Origin of the sequence: Chelativorans alearensis, assembly GCF_010993735.1 — a bacterium.
GTDB classification, from domain to species: domain Bacteria; phylum Pseudomonadota; class Alphaproteobacteria; order Rhizobiales; family Rhizobiaceae; genus Chelativorans; species Chelativorans alearense.
Genome location: NZ_WQNI01000004.1, coordinates 145032 through 168941, shown reverse-complemented (window position 1 = coordinate 168941; position 23910 = coordinate 145032). Strand labels below are relative to the sequence as shown.

23 protein-coding genes are annotated in these 23910 nt (G+C 62.8%); 8 read left to right on the top strand and 15 right to left on the bottom strand.

Going from position 1 to position 23910, the window contains the following annotated elements:
• The first annotated feature begins 23 nt into the window (after window positions 1–23).
• Genes cpaB through GPJ75_RS07975 form a run of 5 tightly spaced genes read left to right on the top strand, consistent with a single transcriptional unit; the run spans window position 24 to window position 4697 of the window.
• A complete protein-coding gene (cpaB, locus tag GPJ75_RS07995) occupies window positions 24–911 on the top strand; it encodes a Flp pilus assembly protein CpaB (RefSeq protein WP_163266888.1) in 888 nt (295 codons plus the stop codon).
• Between the two features lie 35 nt (window positions 912–946).
• Complete coding sequence (locus GPJ75_RS07990) at window positions 947–2392, top strand: pilus assembly protein TadG-related protein (protein WP_163266886.1); 1446 nt, start codon at window positions 947–949, stop codon at window positions 2390–2392.
• Between the two features lie 4 nt (window positions 2393–2396).
• Window positions 2397–2912: a TadE/TadG family type IV pilus assembly protein gene (locus GPJ75_RS07985; RefSeq protein WP_163266884.1), complete on the top strand. Its 516-nt coding sequence runs from the start codon at window positions 2397–2399 to the stop codon at window positions 2910–2912.
• A 1-nt stretch (window position 2913) separates the two neighbouring features.
• On the top strand, window positions 2914–3537 hold the full coding sequence (locus tag GPJ75_RS07980) for a TadE/TadG family type IV pilus assembly protein (RefSeq protein WP_246248971.1): 624 nt from the start codon (window positions 2914–2916) through the stop codon (window positions 3535–3537).
• A complete protein-coding gene (locus GPJ75_RS07975) occupies window positions 3534–4697 on the top strand; it encodes a CpaE/TadZ family protein (RefSeq protein WP_163266882.1) in 1164 nt (387 codons plus the stop codon). The genes GPJ75_RS07980 and GPJ75_RS07975 overlap by 4 nt, the downstream gene beginning before the upstream one ends.
• Window positions 4698–4703: 6 nt before the next feature.
• On the opposite strand, the gene GPJ75_RS07970 is transcribed toward GPJ75_RS07975, so the two are convergent.
• The 13 genes from GPJ75_RS07970 to GPJ75_RS07910 form a co-directional block, all read right to left on the bottom strand.
• The gene (locus GPJ75_RS07970; protein ID WP_246248970.1) at window positions 4704–5540 is read right to left on the bottom strand and encodes a D-glutamate cyclase family protein; all 837 of its coding nucleotides are present in this window, start codon (window positions 5538–5540) and stop codon (window positions 4704–4706) included.
• Window positions 5541–5694: 154 nt separating this feature from the next.
• Window positions 5695–6495 carry a type III secretion system export apparatus subunit SctT gene (sctT, locus tag GPJ75_RS07965; protein ID WP_163266880.1) on the bottom strand — a complete coding sequence of 267 codons (801 nt, stop codon included), beginning with the start codon at window positions 6493–6495 and terminating at the stop codon, window positions 5695–5697.
• Between the two features lie 5 nt (window positions 6496–6500).
• Window positions 6501–6770 (bottom strand): EscS/YscS/HrcS family type III secretion system export apparatus protein, encoded by a 270-nt coding sequence (locus tag GPJ75_RS07960; RefSeq protein ID WP_163266878.1) that lies wholly within the window; start codon window positions 6768–6770, stop codon window positions 6501–6503.
• A gap of 21 nt (window positions 6771–6791) precedes the next feature.
• Window positions 6792–7445 (bottom strand): type III secretion system export apparatus subunit SctR, encoded by a 654-nt coding sequence (sctR, locus tag GPJ75_RS07955; RefSeq protein WP_163266876.1) that lies wholly within the window; start codon window positions 7443–7445, stop codon window positions 6792–6794.
• Complete coding sequence (gene sctQ / locus GPJ75_RS07950) at window positions 7438–8550, bottom strand: type III secretion system cytoplasmic ring protein SctQ (RefSeq protein WP_163266874.1); 1113 nt, start codon at window positions 8548–8550, stop codon at window positions 7438–7440. Before sctQ ends, sctR begins: the two co-directional genes overlap by 8 nt.
• A gap of 4 nt (window positions 8551–8554) precedes the next feature.
• On the bottom strand, window positions 8555–9052 hold the full coding sequence (sctO, locus tag GPJ75_RS07945) for a type III secretion system stalk subunit SctO (RefSeq protein ID WP_163266872.1): 498 nt from the start codon (window positions 9050–9052) through the stop codon (window positions 8555–8557).
• Window positions 9039–10397, bottom strand: coding sequence for a FliI/YscN family ATPase (locus tag GPJ75_RS07940; RefSeq protein WP_163266870.1), 1359 nt, complete (start codon window positions 10395–10397; stop codon window positions 9039–9041). Before GPJ75_RS07940 ends, sctO begins: the two co-directional genes overlap by 14 nt.
• Complete coding sequence (gene sctL / locus GPJ75_RS07935; protein WP_163266868.1) at window positions 10394–11023, bottom strand: type III secretion system stator protein SctL; 630 nt, start codon at window positions 11021–11023, stop codon at window positions 10394–10396. The genes GPJ75_RS07940 and sctL overlap by 4 nt, the downstream gene beginning before the upstream one ends.
• A 23-nt stretch (window positions 11024–11046) precedes the next feature.
• Entirely contained in the window at window positions 11047–11679 is a 633-nt protein-coding gene (locus tag GPJ75_RS07930; protein ID WP_163266866.1) for a SctK family type III secretion system sorting platform protein, read from the bottom strand.
• Window positions 11676–12449, bottom strand: a complete 774-nt coding sequence (gene sctJ / locus GPJ75_RS07925) for a type III secretion system inner membrane ring lipoprotein SctJ (protein ID WP_246248969.1) — start codon at window positions 12447–12449, stop codon at window positions 11676–11678. Before sctJ ends, GPJ75_RS07930 begins: the two co-directional genes overlap by 4 nt.
• Window positions 12450–12507: 58 nt before the next feature.
• Entirely contained in the window at window positions 12508–12927 is a 420-nt protein-coding gene (locus GPJ75_RS07920) for a hypothetical protein (protein WP_163266862.1), read from the bottom strand.
• 47 nt (window positions 12928–12974) lie between these two features.
• Window positions 12975–13166 (bottom strand): hypothetical protein, encoded by a 192-nt coding sequence (locus tag GPJ75_RS07915; RefSeq protein WP_163266860.1) that lies wholly within the window; start codon window positions 13164–13166, stop codon window positions 12975–12977.
• Between the two features lie 13 nt (window positions 13167–13179).
• A complete protein-coding gene (locus GPJ75_RS07910; protein WP_246248968.1) occupies window positions 13180–13830 on the bottom strand; it encodes a type III secretion protein in 651 nt (216 codons plus the stop codon).
• 269 nt (window positions 13831–14099) lie between these two features.
• On the opposite strand from GPJ75_RS07910, the gene GPJ75_RS07905 reads away from it, so the two are divergent.
• Window positions 14100–14777, top strand: a complete 678-nt coding sequence (locus GPJ75_RS07905; RefSeq protein WP_425483130.1) for a L,D-transpeptidase — start codon at window positions 14100–14102, stop codon at window positions 14775–14777.
• 26 nt (window positions 14778–14803) lie between these two features.
• Complete coding sequence (locus tag GPJ75_RS07900) at window positions 14804–15733, top strand: LysR family transcriptional regulator (RefSeq protein ID WP_163266858.1); 930 nt, start codon at window positions 14804–14806, stop codon at window positions 15731–15733.
• A gap of 98 nt (window positions 15734–15831) precedes the next feature.
• Here GPJ75_RS07900 and GPJ75_RS07895 read toward each other — a convergent pair whose 3' ends face one another.
• Together GPJ75_RS07895 and GPJ75_RS07890 are read right to left on the bottom strand one after the other, a co-directional pair.
• Complete coding sequence (locus tag GPJ75_RS07895) at window positions 15832–22515, bottom strand: DUF4781 domain-containing protein (protein WP_163266856.1); 6684 nt, start codon at window positions 22513–22515, stop codon at window positions 15832–15834.
• A gap of 82 nt (window positions 22516–22597) precedes the next feature.
• Window positions 22598–23464 carry a MurR/RpiR family transcriptional regulator gene (locus GPJ75_RS07890; RefSeq protein ID WP_163266854.1) on the bottom strand — a complete coding sequence of 289 codons (867 nt, stop codon included), beginning with the start codon at window positions 23462–23464 and terminating at the stop codon, window positions 22598–22600.
• Between the two features lie 201 nt (window positions 23465–23665).
• Between GPJ75_RS07890 and GPJ75_RS07885 the strand changes: the two genes are divergently transcribed.
• The gene (locus GPJ75_RS07885; RefSeq protein WP_163266852.1) at window positions 23666–23845 is read left to right on the top strand and encodes a hypothetical protein; all 180 of its coding nucleotides are present in this window, start codon (window positions 23666–23668) and stop codon (window positions 23843–23845) included.
• Window positions 23846–23910: the final 65 nt, after the last annotated feature.

The window sequence follows — 23910 nt, the reverse complement described above, 5'->3', positions numbered from 1 at the left end:
CGGCGCTGCGGGGTAGGTGCAAAATGCGTGCGAATTCAATCATCATGGTCGTGCTGGCTTGCGTTTTCGGCATCGTCGCCGTCGTGCTGGCCAATATGTGGCTCACGGGGCAAAGGGGAGCCCTCGCCAAGGGCGGCGAAGCCCCGCAGGAAACGATCGTCGTCGCGGCCATTCCGCTGAAATTCGGCGATACGCTGTCGGGCGACAATCTGCGCGAGATCTCCTGGGCTTCGGGGTCCCTGCCCGCCGGCGCCTTCAAGAAGAGGAGTGAACTCTTCGGCGACGAGGGCAAGCAGCGGCAGGTGCTGACGGCAATGGGCGCCAATGAGCCGATTCTTTCTTCGAAAATCACCGGTCCTGGCCAGCGCGCCACGCTTTCGGCCGTGCTGACCCCGGGGTTGAAGGCCGTTTCGATCCGCGTCAACGACGTACTCGGCGTGGCCGGCTTCGTGCTGCCCGGCGACCGGGTGGATGTGCTCCTGACCCGCAAATCGCGAAACATGGCAGGCGGCGAGCAGGCTTTCGTCGACGTGCTGCTGCAGAGCGTCAAGGTGCTTGCCGTCGACCAGGTGGCCGACGAGAGCAAGGAAAGCCCGACCGTGGTGAAGGCGGTGACGCTCGAGGTCTCCACCAAGGACGCGCAGAAGCTGACGCTCGCGGCGGATGCCGGCCAGCTGTCGCTCGCGCTGCGCCAGGTCGCCTCCTCCAAGGGCGAAGAGACCGACCGCATCACGCTTGCCGATCTCGCCAGCGAAACGCCGGTGGAGGCTGCCGCCGCACCCGCGCCGAGCGTGCGCGAGGTGGTGAAGGAAGTCGTCAAATACGTGAAGCCTAAGCCGCCGGCGTGGACGCAGGTGCGCGTCTACCGCGGCAGGGAAACCACGGTCTACGACGTGCCGCGGGTGCGGTGAACGCACGCCGGGGAAATGACCGGGGGGATTTGGCCATGCGTCTGGTTTCCAAGAAAATCCGTGAGTTCCGGGACGACGAGCGCGGTATGGCCCTGGTCCTTGTCTCGATCATGCTGCCGGTCATCATCGGCTTCTCGCTGCTCGTCATCGACTGGTCGCGGGCGGGGAACCTGCACAACGATCTGCAGAAGGCGGCGGATGCGTTTGCGATTGCCGCGGCCTACGAGCTCGACGGGCGTTCGGACTCGATCGACCGCGCCAACAGAGCCGTCGCCAATCTCGTCGACAACACCTATCGCTTCTCCGATGCCGGCGCGCAGCAAGTGCTGACGGCGGCGGGGATCACGATGCGCTATCTGCATGGCCTGCCCGCGAGCGATGCAGACCCTATCACAGCAAGCTACGAGACCTCGGATCCGGCTCTGGCCCAGTTCGTGGAAGTCACGGTCACCCCGACGGGGTTCTCTGCGATCTTCCCCGCATCGTTTCTCGGCGGGACCGACAGTTTCAATTTGGGCGCGGTTGCGGTGGCGGGGAATGCCGGTGCCGTCGTCTGCGAGATGACGCCAATGTTCATCTGCAATCCCTTCCCGGGCCAGCCGTTCCACGAAGTCGTCAACGACGATAACTTCTATCGCAAGAGCATCAAGATGGTGATGGGGGGAACCTCCTGGGGACCGGGCAATTTCGGCTTCCTGCGCCCCGAGGAAGACCATGGCTACGGTGAAAACAAGCTCGCCGCCGACCTTGCATGGGGCTCGTTGCCCGAGTGCGTCAGCCGCAGGCGCGTCTACACGCAAACCGGAAACTTGACGAACAAGGCGAAGGCGGCCTTCAACACGCGCTTCGACCTTTACGGCGCTCACTTCCCGGTCAACCAGTCGAGCACGCCGCCTCCGGCTCCGAACATCCGCAAGGGCTTCAAATACGCCGGTGGCAGCACGAATGCCTGCAACATGGAGCCTGCCACGGACCAGACGCGGTATCGGCGGCTGACGGCAGATACGGCCTTCAACGGTCAGATCGGGAACGGCCAATGGGATTACTATGGCTATCTGGACGCCAACGGCTTCTCCGATGCCGACATGGCTAACTTCCTCGATGAGAGTGGACAGCCATACGATCGCAGCAACCCAAATCTCCCGAGCCGCTACGACCTCTACAAATATGAGATGAGCGAAGGCCTCGTGCCCGACCCCTCACTTGGAGGAGAAGTCGGCACGCCTGCCTGCCACGCCGACGTCGGTGACGAAAGCCGCCGGCTCATCCATGCGGCCATCCTCGAATGCGACGATCCGGCGGTGCAGGCGGAGCTGAATGGCCAGTCCGGCGCGCCTCCTGCGATCGGCTTCGCCAGCTTCTTCCTGACCGAGGCCGTCACTTCCGATGAGGTCTTGGCGGAAATCGTAGACATCGACGGCATCCAGGGACGTGGGACGATGACGAACTTCAGCCGCGAAGATGTCCAGCTCTACAGGTGATGAAATGTGGCGCGCGTGGAAACGGCTCATCGAGAATTTTGAACGCGATGAACGCGGGCAGATCCTTGTCGAGATGACGCTGATCACGCCGCTGATGATCAGCCTTTCGGCCGGTGTCTTCGAGTTCGGCAACCTGATCCATCACAAGCTCCTGATCGAGGCCGGACTGCGCGACGCCGCCCGCTACTACGCGCGCTGCAACACGCAGTTGTTCGCCGATGCCGGGCTGTCCATCGACTGCACGACGAATGCACAAAACACCGCTCTCTACGGCTCGACGAGCGTCGGCACCTTACGGGTCGAGGACTGGAGTGGGCCAGTCACCATATCGACCTACACGACGACGAACACGGTCGATCCCATTACCGGGTTGCAGGACTACCGCTCCAGCGGTGCGAGCGTCGTGACCGTCCGCGTCACGACGTCCTACGACTATGCCGGCATGTCGCTGCTCAGCTATCTCGGCATGAGTCCCATCACCTTGGCCGCCGCGCATGAAGAACGGTTGGTTGGGTGGTGAGATGACGGTGTTTCAGCGCTTCAGGCGAGAACAGGAAGGTGCCGTGATGGTCGAGATGGCGATCGCGATGACGCTGCTTCTCACCCTGATGCTCGGCTTTGTCGATTTCGGCTATGCGTTCTGGCAATGGAACGCTGCCAACAAGGCCGTCCAGGTCGGCGCTCGCATGACGTCGATTTCCACCCCTGTGGTGAGTGGACTGGCAACCGTCACGGATACGGCGCCTTCTCCGGAACAGATCGGCGGCCCTATTCCCACCGGCACATACGGTCCTTACGTCTGCACGGGGACAGGCGGGACCGGGACAGCCTGCCTCAACGGGAACGGGGAGTTCGACCGCATCTTCTACGGCGACGACGGGGTATGTGGGGCGGGAACCGGCAGGCCGGGCATGTGTGATCTCTTCCCGCGCCTGCAGCCGGCAAACGTGCGCATTACCTACACCTCGTCGGGCCTCGGCTATTGGACCAGGCCCGGCGGGCCTGTGCCCACCATCACGGTTAGCCTGGAGGGCCTCACCTTCCAGTTCTTCTTCCTCGGCGGCCTTCTCGGCTTCAACAACATCAACATGCCCTCCATGCTCAGCACGGTTACGGGCGAGGATATGAGGAGTAGCTATCCATGAACGCTCCAAATCCCACAGTCATTCCAACCAGGCGCAAAAGGATCGCGCTCTACTCCGCGGATCAGCAGCTGCGCCGCGATGTGGCGACGCGGCTCGATGCGCTCGCCATCTACGATGTCCAGACGGCCGAGACCGATGGTTTCCTGAAAGGGCCGATAGCGGACGCGCGGCCAAGCCTCGTTATCCTCGACGTCGGCGATGGCGAGCTGCTTGCCAATTCCCGCCTCGCCGAGGCGCGCGCGGCATGGGGCAATGTTCCGCTGATCGCGCTATCGGGGGAACTCGCTCCCGATCGGATCCGCAATCTTGTCCGTCTCAATGCGGCAGACTGGCTGAGGAAGCCGCTCGATGGCAAGGAGCTGCTCAATTCGGTCACCTTCCACGACAGCGGCAGCCAGGCAACGAAGAGCCGGATCATCACCTTCATCGGCGCAAGCGGCGGGGCGGGTGCTACGACCATGGCCCTTTCGGCCGCCGATTACCTGGCCGCAAAATCGGCCGAACGGGCGGCTGCCACCTGTCTCGTCGACCTCGATTTCCAGAGCGCCAATTGCAGCGCCTACCTCAATCTCTCAAACGAATTCGACATGGACGGGATCATCACGCATCCGGACCGGCTGGATGTCGAGTTGATGGACAGCGTCAAGCTGACGCGTAGCCCCGGTTTCACCCTTTACTCGTTCGATCGACCGGGGCTGCCATTCGAGCCGGCGGGCGCGGACTTTGTTTTCAAGCTGCTGGACCTGGCGGCCTACCGGTTCGACGAGGTCGTTATCGACCTGCCTTATATGGAGACGCCGTGGCATAATTCAGTTCTCTCTTCCAGCGATGACATCTTCATTGTCTTCGAACTGAACATCGCCTCCCTCCGGCAGGCCAAGCGGCTTTATACGAAAATACGTGAGCTGCGAGGCGGTGTGGCCACCGTCACGCTGGTGGCCAACAAGCACAAGCGCAAGCTGTTCGGCAACCACTTCTCCCGCCGGGAGTTGGAGAAGGTATTCAAGGGGCCATGTATCAAGGCAGTCAGCCTTGATATGCCGCTTCTGACCGACGCGCTCAACCGCGCGCTGCTGCCGTCCGAAGTGCACGCGCGAGCGCGGTTCAACAAAGATCTGAGACTGATGTTCCGCGAGCGGTTGGATTCCCGCGCGCGCTAGACCGGCTCAAAACGCCTTGAAGGAGCCGATATCGCTCCGTCCATCTACGTCCGTCAGCAACATGTGCCCGGGCGAGTGCGTTATATAGATTCTCGGTGCCGCCCTTTGCAGCGCATCACGCGCCGTTGCTCCACTTGCCCAGAACACAGGCACCTCGTGCCTGCCGATCGCCAGCGCGTCGCCCCAGTCGGGATTGTCCAGGTCAGCGATGCCGATCGCTGCCGGGTTGCCGACGTGTATCGGCGCTCCGTGAGCATGGGGGAACCGTGCCGTTACAGCGCGGACCTTGTCTACATCTTCGCGGCGGACGGCGCGCATGGAAACCACGAGGTTGCCGGAAAATGGGCCTGCCGGCGTGGTGGGTATAGACGTTCGGAACATGGGGAGGGTCTTGTAATCCCTCATGGGACGCAATTCGACGCCGCGCGCGGCCAGCGCATGCTCAAACGTAATGCTCGCCCCGATGGCAAAAGCGGCAAAGTCGTCTCGCCACCGTGTGCGGATATCGGTGCATCCTTCTTCGAAGATGCCGCGACGATAAACCTCATAGCGCGGAACGTCGGTGCGAAGGTCGACGTCTCCCAATTGCGGGATCGCGGGAACGCCGGCTCTGCTGACGCCGATCAAAGGCAGCGGCTTGGGATTTTTCTTGCAGTAGCGCAGGAAGTCGCCGGCAAACTCACACGGAAGGATGATCAAGCTCGCCTGTAGCCTGCCGGGAGCAAGGCCCGCAGTTTGCCCCTCATAACCGCCGTGCCTGATAATGCCGCGCAACCCGCCAGCATCCATGCTCCGCAACAAGGCGCGATGGGAGAATGCACCATCGTCAATGACGGATGTCACAACGCCGCCCCTCTCGGCTTATCTCACCGAAGAAACCATCCCCGCATGGAGCAACACTGTCAAATTATCAGTTTCTTGACTCGACAATAGATTTTTTCTTCACCACCCATATTCCAGAGAAACCGCCTGGAAGAAGATATAGAATTCAAAATAATCACGAAATTATTTCGATATATTTCGTAATATCGCGCATAAACCCGATATCCGCCTCCATGAAGTGGACGAGAAAGACCGCATACAGGACCAGGATCAGGCTGAATACCAACGTCTTCACCACCAGCGAGAGGGCGAAGATGTTGAGATGCGGCGAGGCGCGCGCGAGGAAACCCAGGACGAGGTCGGACAAGAGCAAACCGACGACGACGGGGAAGACCAGGATCAGGGCCATGGCGAGGATACGGTCGAGCAACTGAAGGAAAACTTCGGCCGCCTCCTGGCTGAATACTGGCGTGAGCCTGTCCAGGGGCCACAGTTCGTAGCTCCTGTAATGGAGGGTAAGCACCAGTTCGAGGCCGCCGGCAACCAGAAAGACGGCCAGCATCACGATGGCCAGCATCGTGCCGGTGGCGCTGGTCTGGTGCGTCATCATCGGGTCCAGCAGTGTACCCATCGTGGCCCCGCGCTGCAGGTCGACGATGTCACCCGCCGCCTCCGCCGCCCAGAACGGAATGCCGAGAACGAAACCAAGGACGATGCCGATAAGCACTTCCTTGAACATCAGGAGAATGATGAAGAGCGCGCTTCCCTCCATTTCCGGCAGGACGGTGGCGATCATCGGAATGACCGGGATGGCGAGCGCGAACGCAGCGCCGTTTCGCAGGATGCCGGTGAGGCGCATGCGGGTAAAAAGCGGCATGATGGACATCAGGCCGATCATGCGCGCAAGCGCAAAGGCGCTGGCAAGGACGTAGTACTCGATACCCCTGACTGACTCGAAGAAAATCTCGAAATTCATCTTGCCTAGCGCGTCACGCTGGGGAATTGGTCGAGGGCGGAGGATGCCTGTTCGGCGACCTGGACGGCCATGACCGGCCCAAACAGGAGGAGAACGAGTAGGACTGCGACGAGCTTGACCGTCTGCGGCAGGCTCTGGTCCTGTATCTGGGTCAAGGCCTGGGCCAATCCCACGAGAAGGCCGATGGCCAGTGCGGTAATGATCACTGGCGCTGATGCGAACAGCACGACCAGCAACGAGGTCTGAACCTTCGCAAGGACGAAATCACCGCTCATCGCCGCCGGCCTCCGATTGCATCAGACGTAACTCAGGATGAGGCCCTGCATGAGCCGCGACCAGCCCTCGATCGCCACAAAGAGAAATAGCTTCAGCGGTATGGAAATCAGCACCGGCGGAACCATGATCATGCCGAGCGTCATCAATATGCTGGCCACCACCACATCGACGATGAGGAAGGGCAGGTAGAGAAGGAAGCCGATTTCGAATGCGCGGCTGAGTTCCGAGGCGACGAAGGCGGGCACGAGGATCGAAAGGTCGTCCGGCCGGACGTCACGGCGCGTGCCCTCCGGCCAGAGCCGGTCGGTCGCCTCGAGGAAGAATTGCCGCTCCTCCTCCCGCGTGAAGTGCAGAAGGTGCCGCTTCAGCGGCTCACGCACCAGCTCGGCCGCTTGCGAAATATCTTCGCCCGACTGGAAAGTTATCTGGTTCTCCTCCAGCCGGGCGGATATTTCGCCGAGCAAAGGCGCGGTAACGAAGACCGTGAGCACGAGCGCGATGCCGTAAAGCACCAGGTTGGGGGGCGTGTTCTGGATGCCGAGAGCGTTGCGGATGAGAAAGAGCACGACCGATATCTTCAGGAATCCAGTCATGGTCACGATCGCCAGCGGAAAGAGGCCGATGACACCGATGGCGACCAGAATGCCCAGGTAATTGGGGGCGTTCTCAAGCATTTCTGAAGATCCGCGTGACCTGCACGCCAAGCCCTTCTCCGATCCTCACGATCTCGCCACGGCCGATCCGTTTTCCGTTGGCCAGCAAGTCGACCGACTGGTCTGCCACGTCGGCGACCTTCACAACCGCGCCCGGCGACAGCGCGCTGATCTCCTTCAGCGACATCCCCACGCGGGCGAGTTCGAAGACGAGCGTCACCGGCAGATCCTCAAGATCGGAATCCTCGATCGCCGCCGCCCCCGGTTTCTTCGCATGGTCCATCATCCACTCCCATCTTGTTGCCACCACGGCGCGCGGCGCGCCAATCAGAAGCCAGCCTTCGCCGGCGGCCTTCACGGGCGCGACGAAACGGTCGGCGAAGATCGCGACCGCGGTCTCGTGCCGCGGGTTCATTTCCTCCGGCAGAATGATGTCGCCTGGCTGAAGAGCTCTGAGTTCGGCGAGGGAGATGCTCGTCACCCCGCGCCAGATGCTGACGCTCGCCGGTACGTCCAGTCGAAGGGGAGGCTGTCTTTTCTGGGTGTCGTCCAGCAGGTTGCCAAGCCGGATCGCCCAGTCGGCGTTCAACGCCAAGGCGCAGTGCGCCGCATCTTTCCCGCGGCCCAATTTGAAGGTGAAAGCGCCTTCGTCTGGGGCCTTCTGCCCGCCCTCCACCGCCGTTATGGCGATCCTGCAATCAAGACGCGTCTCAAGCCAGCCGATTTCCTTGGCAAGCACGCATTCGAGCAGAAGGGCTGCATGCTCCGGGGCGAGCCGAGCGGTGTCGGCCTCGGGATCGATCTTCGTTGTCCACCCCTCTACCAGGGAAGGCGGCAAGACCAGTTCGCCGTGATCCTCATCGATGGAGAAGCCGACCACCGCCCCGGCGAGAGGAGAGGCATCGGTTTTCCCCCACTCGGGTAACACCGAGAGCTTCTGGCCGGCGGCCACGAATTCGAAAGGTGCGCGCCCACGATAGACGGCGTTGAACGCGCGCATAGCCGCTTGCGCCATGGCGCGTGGCGCAAGCGGTTTCGCGGCCGGCTTCTGCGTCTTCCTTTTGGCCGGCTTCTTGGCCGGCGCGCCCCGCTTCTTCGGTCTCTCGGCCGCGATCGCTCCTGACATCGGGCTACGCCTTGCCATTTGCTCTGTGGCTGGCGAGGCCGGCGGCAGCCTCTTCCTCACGGCTTTCTTCGCGCGCCGCGTCGCGTTGCATCGACTTCAACGACAGCCGCTCCAGAAGCCCGTCCAGCTTTGCCACAGCCCGCCGGCGCATCCGGTGGTCATCGCGGGCCTTTGTGAGTTCGTTTCTGCAATCCCGTTCGGCAGCGGCCGCCTGCCCTTCGACATCGCGCAGGTGGGCGACGTCGAGCGCCGCTTTCTGGAAGCGGCCTTGAATGCGGTGGATAGTATGCACATCAACCGTCTGCCCGAGCAACGGTCCGAACTCGGATTGCTCGGCGAGCTCCGTCTCCCGCATGTGCGTCTTGGTCGCCCGGACCGCCTCTTGGGTGTTCTTCTGCGCACCCTTCAGGACCGCTCGCCGCCGAATGACCGTTTCCATCGCGCGTTCCTCACGAAGGCGGCGAAGGTCGCGCAGGCGGGCGATCGTCTCACGATCCTTCATCGGCGATCTCCTGCAGGCGTTTGCGCGTTCGCGCCATGGTCTCCCATGTGCTGGGGGCCTGGCGCAGGAAATCATTGATCCGATCGATTTTTTCGATCGCCTCGTCGGCGATCGGATCGGAGCCCTTCTCGTATTCGCCGACGCGCAGGAGCAGTTCGACATCGGCGTAACGCGCCAGCAACGCGCGCAGCTTGCCGGCGGCCGCCCGATGCTCCGGCGAAATGATGCTTTCCATGAGCCGGCTTCGACTGCGCAGGACATCGATGGCGGGGAAGTGATCGCGGCGGGCGAGATCGGTCGACAGGAACACGTGGCCGTCGAGCAGCGCCTGCAGTTCCTCCGCCACGGGGTCGAGCGTGCTGTCCCCTTCGGTCAACACGCTATAAAGACCGGTGATCGAGCCGTGCTCGCCCGGTCCCGAGCGCTCCAGGAGTTTCGGCAGGGCCGCAAACAGCGACGAGGGAAAGCCGCGCCGGGTCGGCGGCTCGCCCGAGGCCAGGCCGATCTCGCGCTGGGCGCGGGCGAACCGCGTGATGTTGTCCATCGCCAGGAGGACGTGCTTTCCCTGGTCGCGGAAATACTCGGCGATGGTGGTGGCCACGTAGGCAGCCTTGACCCGTTCGATCGCCGGGCGGTCCGACGTGGCGGCGACGATGACGGTGCGCGCCCTTCCCTCGGAACTCAACTGACGCTCGACGAATTCGCGCACCTCGCGCCCGCGCTCGCCCACGAGCGCTACCACCGCGACATCGGCATCGGTGCCGCGCACGATGTCGGCGAGCAGGATCGACTTGCCCACGCCGGGCTCGCCGAATATCCCCAAGCGCTGACCGCGCGCGCAGCTCAAGAATCCGTCCAGAGCGCGGACGCCGAGCTGAATCGGCTCCGAAATCAGCACCCGCGACAAGGGAGGCGGAGGATAGGCGTGCACCGGATAGGTGCCTTCGATACCCTCGGGCGGCCAGGGCGCATTGTCCAGCGGCTCGCCGAGCGCGCTGATCACCCGGCCGAGCAGGCCGGGCCCCACGGGTATCCTGAGGTCTCTCCCGGTGGGGATGACCTCCGTCAGGCTGGAGAGCCCCGTCAGGTCACCAAGCGGCACGAGAATGGCCTCCTCGTCGGCAATGCCGACAACCTCCGCCTTCGCGCGCCGTCCTGTCTTGGGGTCCACGAGCTCGCAAATTTCCCCAAGTCTCACCTCGTCCACCGCAGCGTGGATAACCACGCCGACCACTTGCCGGACGCGGCCTTTGCGCGGGTGGACTGCATCATCGCGCAGCCTTTCGCGCAGGCGCGGCACGATACCGGACAGCCGGTCGTCAACGTGTAGCGGCGCGCCGCTCATCGCACGGCCTCCGTGTCCGTGCCGATCGCCACCGCAAGCGCCTCGAGTTGTGCTTCGATGCTGGCATCGAATACCGTCAAATCGGTAGCGACGATGCATGCTTGGGGGACCAAAGTGCCGTCGCCATCGACCTCGAGCGTGGTGCCGAGCGATCCTTCCTCCGCCAATGCGACGAGTTCGCCCTTCACCGCGGCAACGGCGTCGGGGTGGACGGTGACGCGGATGTATTTCGCCCGCCTGATGTCCGCGACGGCCTTCCTGGCCGCCGTGGCGATGCGCTCGTTCAGATCCATATCGCCGAGCACCCGCCGCACGACATCGAGCGCAAGCGCGACCACGTCCTTCTCGACCCCACCCAGATAGCGGTCGACCTTGACCATGGTCTCGTTGACCAGCCGCGCGGCCTCGGCTTGGCCCTCGGCCTTGCCGTCCTCGTAGCCTTGCGCGTATTCGCGGGCATAGGCCTGCCGCGCGCTCTCCTCGATCCGGCGCGCCTCGCGGCGCGCCGCTTCGAGAAACGCAAAGCCTTCCCTCCACGCACGCGCGTCCGCGGGGCGCAGGACACGGCCCGCGGGCTTCGCGGGCAACAGTTCGTCGAACGCTATTGCGGCGTCTTCCTCGATCATCCCGTCCCCCATTGAACGATGCCTCAATGCACCGCCCTGCGCACAATCGCCGGGCCGCTTGCCGCAAACGATTCCTCCGGCGCGTCGTCGAGCGGTGCCGAGAGCGGCAGCTTCAGGCGGAAACGAGCACCGATCGCCGGATCGACCGCATGACGCCAGGCGGCCAGGCATTTCCAGCCATCCCCCTCTACCCGGTCGCGCAACGTCTCGACCGGACCGATGGGTTGCGGCGGGCCTGCAATATCCTTGTTTGCCACGGCAAGCGCGCACAATTCGCCGCCCAGGGCGGTTCGCAAGGCTGCCGCCTCGCGCCCGAGCACGGCGCCGGCGATCGTGTTCGCCCAGTAGATAGCTCCCGCCCGCAGGACCAGATCGGCGACGCGCTCTCCACTCGACAGCGCGATCAGACGGTCGTCCGGATCGAAATCCTCCTCGGCTTCGTTTATCACCGACGGCAGGTCGTACTGCCGCCTAAGCAGCGCGGAAAGGCGCGGACGCAGCCGCTTTTCGGCGAGCAGGCGTTCGCACCCCCGCCAGCTGACCGCCCCTGCGAAGCACGGCGCCAAGCGTTCGGGAGCCGCGTAGGCGGCGGGTTCCCGGAGGAATGCAAGCCATTCGCCCTGCCCTGCGGGCTCGATCCCGTTTTCTTGCGTCATGGCTTCTTCGCGGGTACAGGCAGGGAATAGACATTGCGGCGCCTGAGCCACTGGTCGTAGCCAAGCTTGCCCACTAGACCCAGCACGAGCAGACCGAGGCCGAAAAACAGCCACCGCGCGCGGGAAACGCTATCGGGATGAAGCCAAAGGCCGAAGAAACTGACGAAACCGGGCTCGCCCGATGCCGTCGCCGCCCTGCCCTCGACCGGCACCAGAACGACCGAGACATTGTCGTAGGTCAGCCCGGCGACGCCGTTGGCAACGAGCATCTTCACCTGCGGGATGAAGTTATCCATGGCCACCGCCGCGCGGTGGCGGATGAAAACCGAGGCCGAGGAAGGCGTGGCGTCCCTGCGCAAAGGGTCGTTGTTCGGCAGCACGAGATGGACGCGTGCCGACAAGACACCGTCGATCTCGGAAATCGTACGGGAAAGCTCCTGGCTCAGACCGTAGATCATGGCAGCCCGCTCCTCGACCGGGGAAGAGACCAGGCCGTCACGGCTGAACACCTCGCCCAGCGTCTCGAACCGCGCTTTGGGAAGCCCGGCTTCATCGAGCGTGGCTACCGCTTCGGCAAACCGCCCTTTTTCCACCGTCACCGTCATGGTGCCGTCCTTGCCGGCGCTACGCTGGGCCGGAATGCCCTGCCGTACCAGGGTGGCGACGATCTCATTGGCCTCTTGCTGGTTCAATCCCGTGTAGAGTTCGACCGAGCAGGCCTGCAGCACCATCAGACCCACGGCGACCAGCGCCAGACGGCCCCTCTTCATCCAACGTGTGCAAAAGGACGGCGGCATCGGCGCTTTTCCCACTGGCTCGCCACCGCCTCTATTGCTGCTGGATCAGCGTGTTGGCCGATGAGGTCGCTGCGGTCATACCATTGACGGTCATCGACACGTTTGCCGCAGCCCACATGACCGAGATCGCCCGATCGAGGGAGAGCGCAAGGTTTTCCTCGGGCACTCGACCGCCGTCGGGCCCAGCCGCATCGGCCTGCGGGTCGGTTGCGGTCGAGAAACCGGCGTTGGCTTTCTCGAAAGCCTCGCGCGCCTGCTGCGCAATCCCGTCGACGGTCTTCAACGTCGTCCCTATTAGGGCGGAGGGATCGGTGAACTGGCCCGCCGCCCCCAAGCCTTTTTCGATCTCGACCAGGTAATCGAAAAGCTGTTGCTCCATCGTGACCTGCACCTGGGTCGGCTGTATCTCGGCCGGCAAGGGCGAGGGCACTGCGGCGGATGTGGCTTCCATGGTCTCACTCCTGATCGGCGGCGGTCGGACCTTGCGGCTTCAAGATGTCACTCTTCGCCGTCCTGAGCCTCCTGTGCCGCCTTGACCGCGGCGTCGTTGAGCTGGTTCGGCTGGCCGGTTTTAAGCGCCGGGCGCTCGGCCAGGACGCTCTCTATCTGCGCGTGCAGAATCTCTTCCTTCGCCTTCGCCTTGATATCCGCCTGCATCCGCGCATTGGCCGTGAAATCGTCAACTTTCATTCTTCTCTCTCCCTCATTGCTGTGCATTGGCTGGAACAGAGCGGGCTTCGGCGCTTTTCCCGCGAAACACGCGAACGCGCGCGGCGCTTTGCTTCGGCGAACCATCCGTGCGCGCAACATGGGACGTCGCCGGCCCGGACAAGAGGCCCAGCGCTCTCTTCACCGCGTCGACATAGGCCGCGGGACCGGAAACGGACATTATGTTCTCGTCTTCCACGAGCCGGATCGGAAATCGAGGATCGCTGAGCCCCATCCTGTCCAGGCGCGCACGGACGGCCTGTGTATCCTCGGGCGCGAGCTTCACCATTTCGGTCCGCACTTCCGCTTCCGCGGCGACATGAAGGACGGTGCCGTCGTAAAACCAGACCAGCCCGTAACGGTCGCATATCCACTCGAGAAATTCGCGCGCCGTACCGACCGGCATACCATGGCCGAGGCGCCCCTTGACTTGGTCGCTCACCGCGACCGGCATGCCGATGTTTCGGCCGAACTCGCGAAGTGCCTCCCCCACCTCTTGATCGATGGGGATGTACTTGTAGGTCCCCGTGGGCCACTTCGGTTCCGCAGCGGAGACGTGGACCGCAGCTCCGCATAGCCATACCGCCGCGGCGAAGCCCAATATCCTGCCGGAAAGCCGGTTTGTCCTGCCGCTGCTGGAGTTCATCCGATATCGCCCGATTGACCCGTAGCCGACGGACGCCAGCCAGTGCTGGCCGCAACTTCGATCGGCACACTATCGCGCTGGGGCTGAAAAGAAAAGTCCATTTGGACTATGTTAATGAAAACAGTTCCAATTGTTGCACAAGCGGCAATCTGGTAGTGCTGTGGCAGTTCACGAGTTTTTTGGCCGAGAGCTGATGGTGGATCTGGCAAATGGCGCTTGAATACCTCTATCGGGCCGCCCGCACGGTCATGAGCAGGCACAGCTTCAAGATGCATGGTCCGACGCGTATGGTATGGTGGGTCGCTGCACTGACGGCGCTACTTGTTGCTGCCGCATCCGGCGCGCTGGCACAGCCGAGCGGCGCATACGATCCACGGACATGGGCCTTCGATCCTGGAACGCGAACCGTCGTCGCGCCGGGCAGATTGGGCACGCAAGCCGCGCCAGGCAGATCGGGCATGCAAGCCGCGCCAGGCCCCCCGTCCGACTGGCGGCCGATACCCCGCGAGAAGGTGGCTTTCAACGAAGAGCAGCCGGCCGGCACGATCATCATAAGCACATCGCAGCGCCGGCTCTACTACGTTATCGGCGACGGCAGCGCGTTGAAATATGCCGTGGGTGTCGGCAAGGAAGGTTTCGCGTGGCAGGGCCAGGACCGCATCACAACCAAGCGAGAGTGGCCCGATTGGCGGCCACCCGAGGAAATGCGCCAACGCGCCGCATCGGAAGGCCGGATATTACCTGCCCACGTGAAAGGAGGACCCGACAATCCGTTGGGAGCGCGTGCCCTTTACATCGGCAATACGCTCTACCGGGTCCACGGCACCAACGCGCCATGGACCGTCGGGCAGGCAGTCTCGTCGGGCTGCATCCGGATGACCAATGAAGACGTTATCGACCTCTACGAGAAAGTGCCCGTTGGGGCCAAGGTTATCGTCAGACCTTGATTGCACACAGACCATGATCGGATTTGATGATTCCCTTCAATATCAAACAGCTGGAGACGTTTCTGTGGGTTTCTACGCTGGGCAGCTTCCGAAAGGCGGCGCACCGGCTGAACACGACGCAACCGGCCGTCTCCGCGCGCATCGCCAGCCTCGAGAAAGCGCTGGGTATCCAGCTCTTCGAACGCCTGAGCAACACGGTGCGTCTTACGGCAAAGGGCGAGCAACTGCTGCCGCTCGCGCAGCGCACGCTGCGGACTGCCGACAGCCTGCAAAGGGCGGCGAACACCCTGGCAACGGTCAGCGGCGTTCTGCGCCTGGGAGTGACCGAAACCATCGTCCACACCTGGTTATCGCGTTTTCTTGAGGAGCTTCGCCAAAATTATCCCCGTGTCGGCATGGATCTCATCGTCGACACGACACCCAATCTGCGCGCCGAATTGATCGCACAGCGAATCGACATGGCGGTTCTCATGGGGCCGGTCACCGAGTACGGAATCGAGAACATCAAGATACCGCCGTTTCCCCTGGTCTGGGTCTGTGCAGCGGACGCCGATTTGCCGCACACGACGGTGACTTTGTGCGAACTTTTGCGTTTTCCCATCATCACCTATGCCCGCACCACCCGGCCCTACAGCGAAATTTACCACAAGCTCAGTAGCGATCTGGACGATATCCCGAGCATGTACCCGACCAGTTCGCTCGCCGCTGCTGTACAGATGGTGATCGAGGGGATCGGCATCGGCGCCCTCCCCCGTGACCTGATAGAAAGCCACGTGGAGAACGGGCGGCTGCGGATCGTCGATTGCGAGTGGCGCCCGTCCGACCTGCAGTTCACGGCCTCGTTTGCCATGGAACCCTTCAACCCCGCCGCCGAGCACGCCGCGCTGTTGGCGGGCGCGGTGGCGACTGCCTATGCGGGGAGGCGTAGCCCCGCCTTGGCGGCGGAGAGCAGCTAGAGCAATTCTAGGGAAAGTGGAAGCCGGCTTTCCGTCGGAAATTGCGACAAAACAAGGAGTTAGACCAGTTCATCGATGCCGTGAAACGATGAACTTGTCTAAGCGGTTGCCGATTGCGGCATGTAAATTCTATCGCCTGCATAAATCAGATGCGGGTCATGTATGTGGTCCATGTTCAGCACGATGGTGTCGGCCACATCCGCTGACCGGCTTCGGGCTATGCTGCCGATGCTTTGACCGGGCTCGACGCTCACCCACTGGTAGCCTTCGCTCTCCAGTTGCGGATTGAAGCGGCCGTCCGCGTCCTGCGCACCTTCCTCATGAGGGGCGACGAAGGAAGCATCCACCCAGCCTTCATATTGCTGGCCGTCCCAGCCGAAACCGGTGACCGCCAGCCATTCGTTGCCTTCGTCGTCCGTCTCGCGTTCTCCGGTTTCGTGGATAAACGACCCTGGCCGCAGAACCGTGATCTCTTCCGAAGCGGTTCCCGGTTCCTCGCGCAGGTTGAGGCCGTCCTCCGCGGTGACGACGAGTTGCGGTGTCGGCGTTTCCGGGTCCTGAGGTTCGGAGGGAGATTCCTCCGGCTCAGGCTCGGTAGGCCGCTCCTCCGGCTCGGGCGTGGGTACTGAATCCTGCGGTGTCGTGTCGTCGCCAGGCGGCGGGGCACTTTGATCGCCCCCGATTATATCGGCCCATGCCATCGCGCTAAACGCCAGGAGCCCCCCACCGAAGGTGACGGCAAGGACGACGCGCGGCCCAAGCGCCGGCTTGCCGTTCTTCAAGGAAGGACGCCAGGCATCTTTCAGAAGATGGCCCGAGCCGTAGGTGAACAAGCCGCCTGCAATAATGTCCGGCGCGACCCCTGGGAATGTGGAGACATCCCCTATGAGTTCGCCTGTAGGCCCTCTCATATATTCGAGACTGCCTGCCGCGTAGAGTGGTAGCGCCACTTTGTCCGTTGCCGGGAAGGCACTCTTGCGGGTCCGCAGCTCCTCGATCGACTTGCCCGCGTACATCAAATTGCCGAGCTGATAGGTGCTGCCGACAAACGGACTTTCCGGCAAGCCCATGACGCCGGTGGCGATATTGGGCATAAAAGTGATGGCATCCACCCCCCTCAAGACCCGACCGAGGGGCTGGTCGGAGCCGACCTTGTCGGGATGTTTGGCCTTTACGAACATGCCCAGACCGCGAATGCCGAAGGCGCTAGCGGAAATCGGAGCAAGGATATGCGGCGGCAACACGCCGAACGCCGCGCTGCCGACCAAAACAGTCGTGTAACCAATGGCAAGCGACGGTTTCATGATCCCGAGCGCGGAGCTCTGCTCGGGCGACAGCTTGAGCCTTTGGCTCCATCTAAGGCCGCCTACCTGATCGGAGGTGAAGGCCTTCAACTGACGCAGGGTGAAAGCGGAAATCTGCTCCGGCGCGAACTTGCGCATAATTCCCCTGTCGATCCCGGAGATGGTTTCCCGGGGGATTGCCTGGATCTGCTCTGCCGTAAATGTTCTCAATTGCTCCTTATTGAGCGCGTTGAAATGCTCGGCCTTGAAGGCGCTCACCTGGGTGGGACTCAACGCTTCGAACTGCTCGGGCAGGAACGCGGCCACCTGCTCCGATGCAAGTCCGGAAATCTTCTTCAGCGTGAGGGTCGCGAGTTGCTCGGATGAGAGGCTCTGCAGTTGCGCGCCGTCCATCGCCTTCCACTGATCGACGGTGATCTTCGCCGTCTGATCGGGCGTCAGCGCCGCGACCTGCTCGGGCGTAAAGCTCGCCACCTGCTCCGGTTTCAGATAGCTGATCCGTCCGGGCTTGATCGCCTCGAGGCGGCTCGGGGAGATTGCCTGCAGCTGCTCCGCGCTCAGCGCCCGCAACTGCTTTGGCCGGAAGGCCGCAATCTGGTCGTGGGTGAGCTTCCCAACCTGCCTCGGCGTAAGAGCGCCGACCTGGTCGGCGCTAAGCTGAGATATATGCCTCGGCTCGATCGCATTCAGGTAGCTATCCGTCAGCGTGGGGATTGCCGCGAGCGTCAGCTCCCTCACCTCGCGCCCCGACGGTGGGGAGGCGGGCGGCTGATTGCCCGGATTGGGCTGGGAACTCTCCGGCGGATTGGCCGGCACGGTCGATCCTGTCGCCGGGTCGCCGCCCTCAGCCGGTAACGGTTGATTTCCCGGCGGCGGTGTATGTTCGCTGGACGCTCCCCTGGTCCAGGGGAGCACGGCAGCCTCTCCCGTTTCGGGATCGCGCACGAGGATATGCGTCTTATTGGCCAGGCTCGGATCGTCTCCGCGCATTTGTGGTCCATCGGCCGGCGGAACATAGACCCGATCGCCGCTCGCCGGAGGCTCGCCATAGGCGATAGCGGTTATGTTCTGCCCATTTTCGTCGGCGAAACGGAAGGTGGGGGGCCTGTCGGATCTAGCCCTGGCATAGGAAACGAAGCTCGCCGCGCCCATTCCCGTGCCCGCAAGCCCCGTGGTGAGGCCCGTGATCGCATCGGCGATCTGCAGACCCGACATCTGATCGTAATTTTGCACGAGATCCTTGGCCGAGACATACATCAGTGGGGCGCCGATCGCCATCGCGCCCCCGTCGAGCGTATAGGCGGCGAGGTTGAGGCCGCCGGTGCTCCTCATATAGGCACCGACCTGGCGCATATGAGGAACCTGGTGCCAGAGCTGGCTGAGGCGGGTGCCGTTGGCGGCGGCATTGACCGCGCCGCTGGTGCGCACCGCGCCCATGCCGGCCAGGAAGGCCTGTCCCTTGGTCAGGTTGAGGCTGCGCACCATGCCGATGCTGCGCAGCCCGCCGGAGACCATAGGCAACGCCGTCGTCGCGATCATCGCCATGTTCATGAGCGATTCCGTCTCGCCCCACTCGCCGCCGTGCTGGAGGTGGTTGTACTGGCGAATGGCGGCGCGCGTGCCGAGATACGTGCCGCCCGCGACGGCCAGCGGAGCGGCGATCGGTGCTGCCGGCGTGAAGGAGGCAACGGTGGCGATGGCCGTGCCGATGCCGACGAGCGGGTCGACAACCTTGTCCCACGCGGAGACATTGCGCGCCTTGACGACCTCAAGCGCAAACTCGCCATCGGAACCGGGGGTCATCTGGAAGTCGGTCGGCACGATCAGATGACCGTCCTCGGAGAACAGATTGTTGTTGTCCTGAAAGTCCCCCACGTCATCATACGCCTTGCCGGCGACATCGACGTAGCGCACGCTGCCCTCATCGTTCCTGACGGCGAAGAGCGCCATTTGCTGGATGCCCTTCTCGGGATCGACGTAGAAGATCGGAACCACCCGGACCTCGGCGTCATCGCCGCCGATATCGCGGATCTCCTCCATGACCTTGTCGAGCGCCTCGCTGCCTTCCTCGGTGGAGGTGTCCAGATGCAGCGCCTCTATGACGGTCTGTTCGCTGATCGGCCGGAAGGTCTCGTCATAGCCTCTCTCGTAAAGCCCTCCGATCTGCTGCTGGATGTTCTCGAGCACATCGCCCTGGCGCTCCTCGAAATAGGCGCTTTCCAGGCCCTGGAGATGCTCGCGCCTGCCCTCACCGTCGAGCGGTGCGAGCGGCTGGGTGCGTTGGAAGGCGAGCCAATCGGCCGCCGACTCTGCCATGGCGCGGGTATCCTCCAGCGTTCCCTGCATGTCCCGCGCCAGCTCCAGTGCGAGCCAGGTGTAGGCGAGTTCCGGATCGACCCAGCGCGATTCATCGGCTTCGCCGTCTCCGTCGGTATCGATCTCGACCTGAACGGGCGTATCGCTGGTGGTCAGCGCTTCGAGGCCGTTCGCCTCATAGCCATCCGCGACGTCGGGATGCACATAGACCGTCCGCCCGCCGATCTCGATCGGCTCGACACCGTCCGGGAAGCTTCCTTCCGGCGGTTCAGTGCTGCCGGTGCCATGCTCTTCCAGAAGATCGTCGTACTCCGCCTCAAGCTCCTCGATCTGTTCGCCGAGATTCTCGATCCTGACGCCTAACTGCTCTTCCAGCGTACGGTTGACGGTCTCGCCGGCGCTCTGTTCGGCTCTCTGCAGGATATCGAGCCGGGTGCCATCGATGCAGACGTCCGAGTCCGGCTTGGTTCCCTGGAATGTCTGCCATTCCTGGCTGAACGCATAGTAGGGGTACTCCTCGCTTACATCGTCGCTATCCCACGTGAGTTGGTACTTGGTCTCACCGTCCTCGAAATGATTTACCACCCACAGCTGGTCGTCTTCCACGACGATCTCGTTGCCTTGAAAATCACCTAAATAGACGTCTCCATTGAGCAGTTGAGGATTGTTGCTGTTATACTCGGCCAATAGCCGCTGCTTGATATCCTCCAACTCGACCTCGGCATCGGCCAGGTCGCTCCTTGCCTGGTAGAGATTGGCATACGCCCCGTCTATCTCGAGCTGCTTTCCGAGCGCGTCCTGCTCGGCCTTCAGTTGAAGCCAGGTAGTCGCCGTCTGGGGGTCGATCCACTGCCATTCGAGCGTGCCGTCTCCGTCGGTGTCGCGCTGGATTGCGACTGGCTGGTTACCCTCGGTAAGCGCGGACAAGCCTTCCTCTTCATAGGCTTCCGCCACCTCGGGCGCGACCTGGACCTCCTGGTCCCCAACCGTGATCGTTACCGGCTCGACGTCGTCGGGGAGCCCCTCAACGCCGTCTCCGAACTGACTCTCCAGATCGGCGAGCGTGATATCGTTGACCAGGCTGTCGCCCAGGGTGCGCTGATAATTGGCCTGAGAAAACAGCGCATCGAGTTCCGCGTGTGCAGCCTGCCCCTTCTTGTACTCCTCCTGATAGTTGTAATCGCTGTCGGCGGAGGTGATGACCGGCGTCTCGCCATCGGGGTAGAACGGCATGTTCTCTTGTTTCGTGATCGCCTCTTCGAGCAGGCGCTGGGATTCCTCATAGGCTTCCAGCGCGTCCTCCGCGGTCATCAGGCGGCTCTCGGCGTTCGACAGCCGCTCCTGCGCGTCCGTCAGGTTGCCCTCGGGCTCGGGCCGCACCCAGCGATAACCGTGCTCGCCAAGCGTCTCGTCGAGCGTTATCCCGGCGGCTTCCATTGCCTCTTGAGCGTCCGGATCGAGCGCCCACACGTCGAGCTGCGCCTGAATCCGCTCCATCTCGGCCTGGAGCCTGATCAGTTCCCCAAGGGTCACGTTCTCGGCCGCGATCTCCTCGGCCACGTCGGAACGGACCCAGTGCCAGGTGCCGTCCACCTTCATCGGCACCCATTCCACGTTGGGATCCAGCCCTGCCGGCGGCTCGCCCTGGAAATCGATGCCGATCACGTTGCCTTCTTCGTCCGTCTCAATGATCGGCTGGGCTTCCGGGCCGAGCTCGTGCTCTTCGATCTCCAGTTCCGCGATGAGCTCCTCGTAGGTCTTTCCCGCGAACATGCCCTCGATGACCGTCATGACGATCTCATCTTCCGCGGCCTGGGCAGGGTCATTGCTTTCCGGATTGATCGCCAGAAGCTTGCGCGCCAGCGTCTCGTCGAGGCTGCCCCGCTCGATCTCGATTTCGGTGCCGTCCTCGTTGTTCTTGAGCACCATGTTGCCGTCGGGATCGGTGGTCAGGGTGTAGCCGTTGAAGGTCACCTCGACGGTCTCTCGGGTCTCGCCGTTTTCGCCAGGCTCCGTGGTCGTGACGGTACGGCGCCCCTCCATGTCGACAACGGTTTCGATCACCCTTCCATCGACATAGCTAATCCGGTGGACCTCATCGCCGTTGTCGTCGACGTACTCTATCGTCGTTGTGTTATGTTCATTGCGCGAATAGGAGGCGACGACTTCATCGCTGCCGGCCAAGGTGATGGTGACCGATTGGGTGTAAAGGTTTGAGCTGCTCGGATCCGTCGCGCTTACGTCGTAGCCGGCCGCTTCGAGCTGGGCGATCACCTGTTCGCGGGTAAGCCCCCGCTCCTCGGCGATGGTTGCAATGCTCTTGCCAGCGATGACATCTTCAAGAATGTCCGCGCTTCCCTCCTTCGTGGGATCCTGCTCCGGATCGAGCTGGGTCTCCTCGCCACCCGAGATAACGACGGTGGTCGTATCGCCGTCCTCGGGCGTGGTCTCCCTTATGACCACGCCGCTCGGAAGCCTCGTCTCTTCCACCACGGTGCCATCGCCCAGGTCGTCCTCGTACCGGGTCGTCGTCACGCCGGTGTCGGAATCGTATTGCTCCTCGACCTTCCAGCCGCGCGCGTCGCGCACGGCCCCCAGGGCTTCCTCACCGTCTTCCTGAACCCCCGTATGGTAGGTATCGTGGTGAAAATCATAGTATTCGGTAACCGTGCGGCCGCCCTGAGGATCCGTTATCGCGGTCGTGCGCACATCGCCGTTGTCGCTTTCCGGCTCAGTCGTCTCCACGGTGTAGCCGGCCGCCTCGAGCTCGGCGATCACCTCTTCGCGCGATTTGCCCTGCTCCTCGGCGATGATGTCGATGCTCTTGCCCTCTTCGACACCCTCCAGGATGGCTTCGGCAGCCTCCTGCGCCTCCGTGTCCGTCTGATCGGGGTGGGCGGGGCCCTGATAATCTGTCGGCGTGAAGTAAAATTGCGGCGTAATCGAATTTTCCGGGCCGAGATAAAGCGCCGGCCGGACAAAGTTCTGATTGCCTTCGACTGTCGTCGTCGGGCCGTTATTGGTGGCGGTGACCTGCGTCGGCTGCGGCGAAGTCTGCGCAGCCGCGGCCTGCTGCCTTTGCAGCTCGGCCATCACGGCGCGCACCGCCGCGAGAGCTTCCCAAGGGGTCTTCAGAATCGGAGAAATCCGGCGTAGCGCCATCAGACGTCCCTCCAATCTAGCGGAATGTCACCGCTCCATGCCCAACTCCATCGCCCCCTGCCCCGGTGTAAACGGCTTGCGGTCAGCGCCGCCAGTAGACTTCGAGCGTCGCTAACCGCTCCTTTGTCTTCTGGAGTGCCTTGTCGACATCGATACCGCGATGCGCCGCCGTCAGCGCCGCCAGAATCTCCGCGGCGGCAAGAGCCGGCACCATGCTTTGAAATCCGACATGTGCGTGCGCCGTCACAACCAGGCTCTCGCGCGCCAGCCGCGCCAGAGGAGAAACCTGGCTATCGGTGATTGCCACGACCGCCACCCCGCATTCGCGCCCCTGACGGGCGATCTCGATGGTCGCGCGCGTATAAGGCTCAAGGGCGATCGCCAGCATGGCATCGCCCGGGCCGGCGTCGCGCAGGAATTCCACGCCCGCCCCACCTGCGCCCTCCAGCAGGGTCACCGGCTCACCCATGAGTGAAAGCGCATGCGCGAAATGATGTGCCACCGGATGCTCGGAGCGCAAACCGAGGCTGAACAGACGGCGCGCACCGGCGAGCGTCTCGGCTGCCTGGAGCAGTTGCCTTGCATTCACGTAGTCGCCCACGCTCGTCACCTGCGCGGCGAGCGTATCGGACATCCTGCCGACGAGAGAGAAGCCCTCCTGCCCTTCCTCGTCGACGACCGCAAGGTCGGAGGCGTCGAATGCGCGTTCGGGATCCCGTAATCCCTTTGCATAAAGCGCACGCATCTCCTCGTAACTCTCCAACCCAAGGCAGCGCGCCAGACGCATCATCGTGCTGTGCGACACGCCGGCTTGATTCGCCTGCTCACGCATGGACATCAGCGCCACATCGTCGGGATGATCGAGTACGAAGCGACCTGCCGCCTGCAACCGCGGCGGCATGGAATCAAAGCGCTCGAGCAGCAACTCCGTCAAAGGCCCTTTCTTCATTTTCCTAACCCCTTAGCCCCTATTTGTAACGTTACGCCGCTACTGTCACAAAAGCAACATATGGAATTTAAGTACCATCAAAATTCCAAATGGACTTTAACTTGCTGTTCCTTTGGCCTAGGATGATCTCGTGCAGGCATCCACCGCCCGCGCGGGCCACGGTTCATGCACACCATTCACCTACGTTCAAAGGAGCCGATGATGAGCGACTTTTCACCCGGGGCTGTATCGGGATCGTCGAACGAGGCCAACCTCGACAAGATGATCAAGCACCAGGAAAAGATGTTCGCGTTGAGCATCAAAGCCGAGATCGCCAAGTCTCAGCATGACGTAAACATGAGCATTTCGCGCAAGATGGGCGAAGCCGCTCAGAAGGCCTGACGATACGTGAAAGACGAGATGGTGTGCCGCCGAACCCCGGATCGGCGGCACACCACAGTCAGACC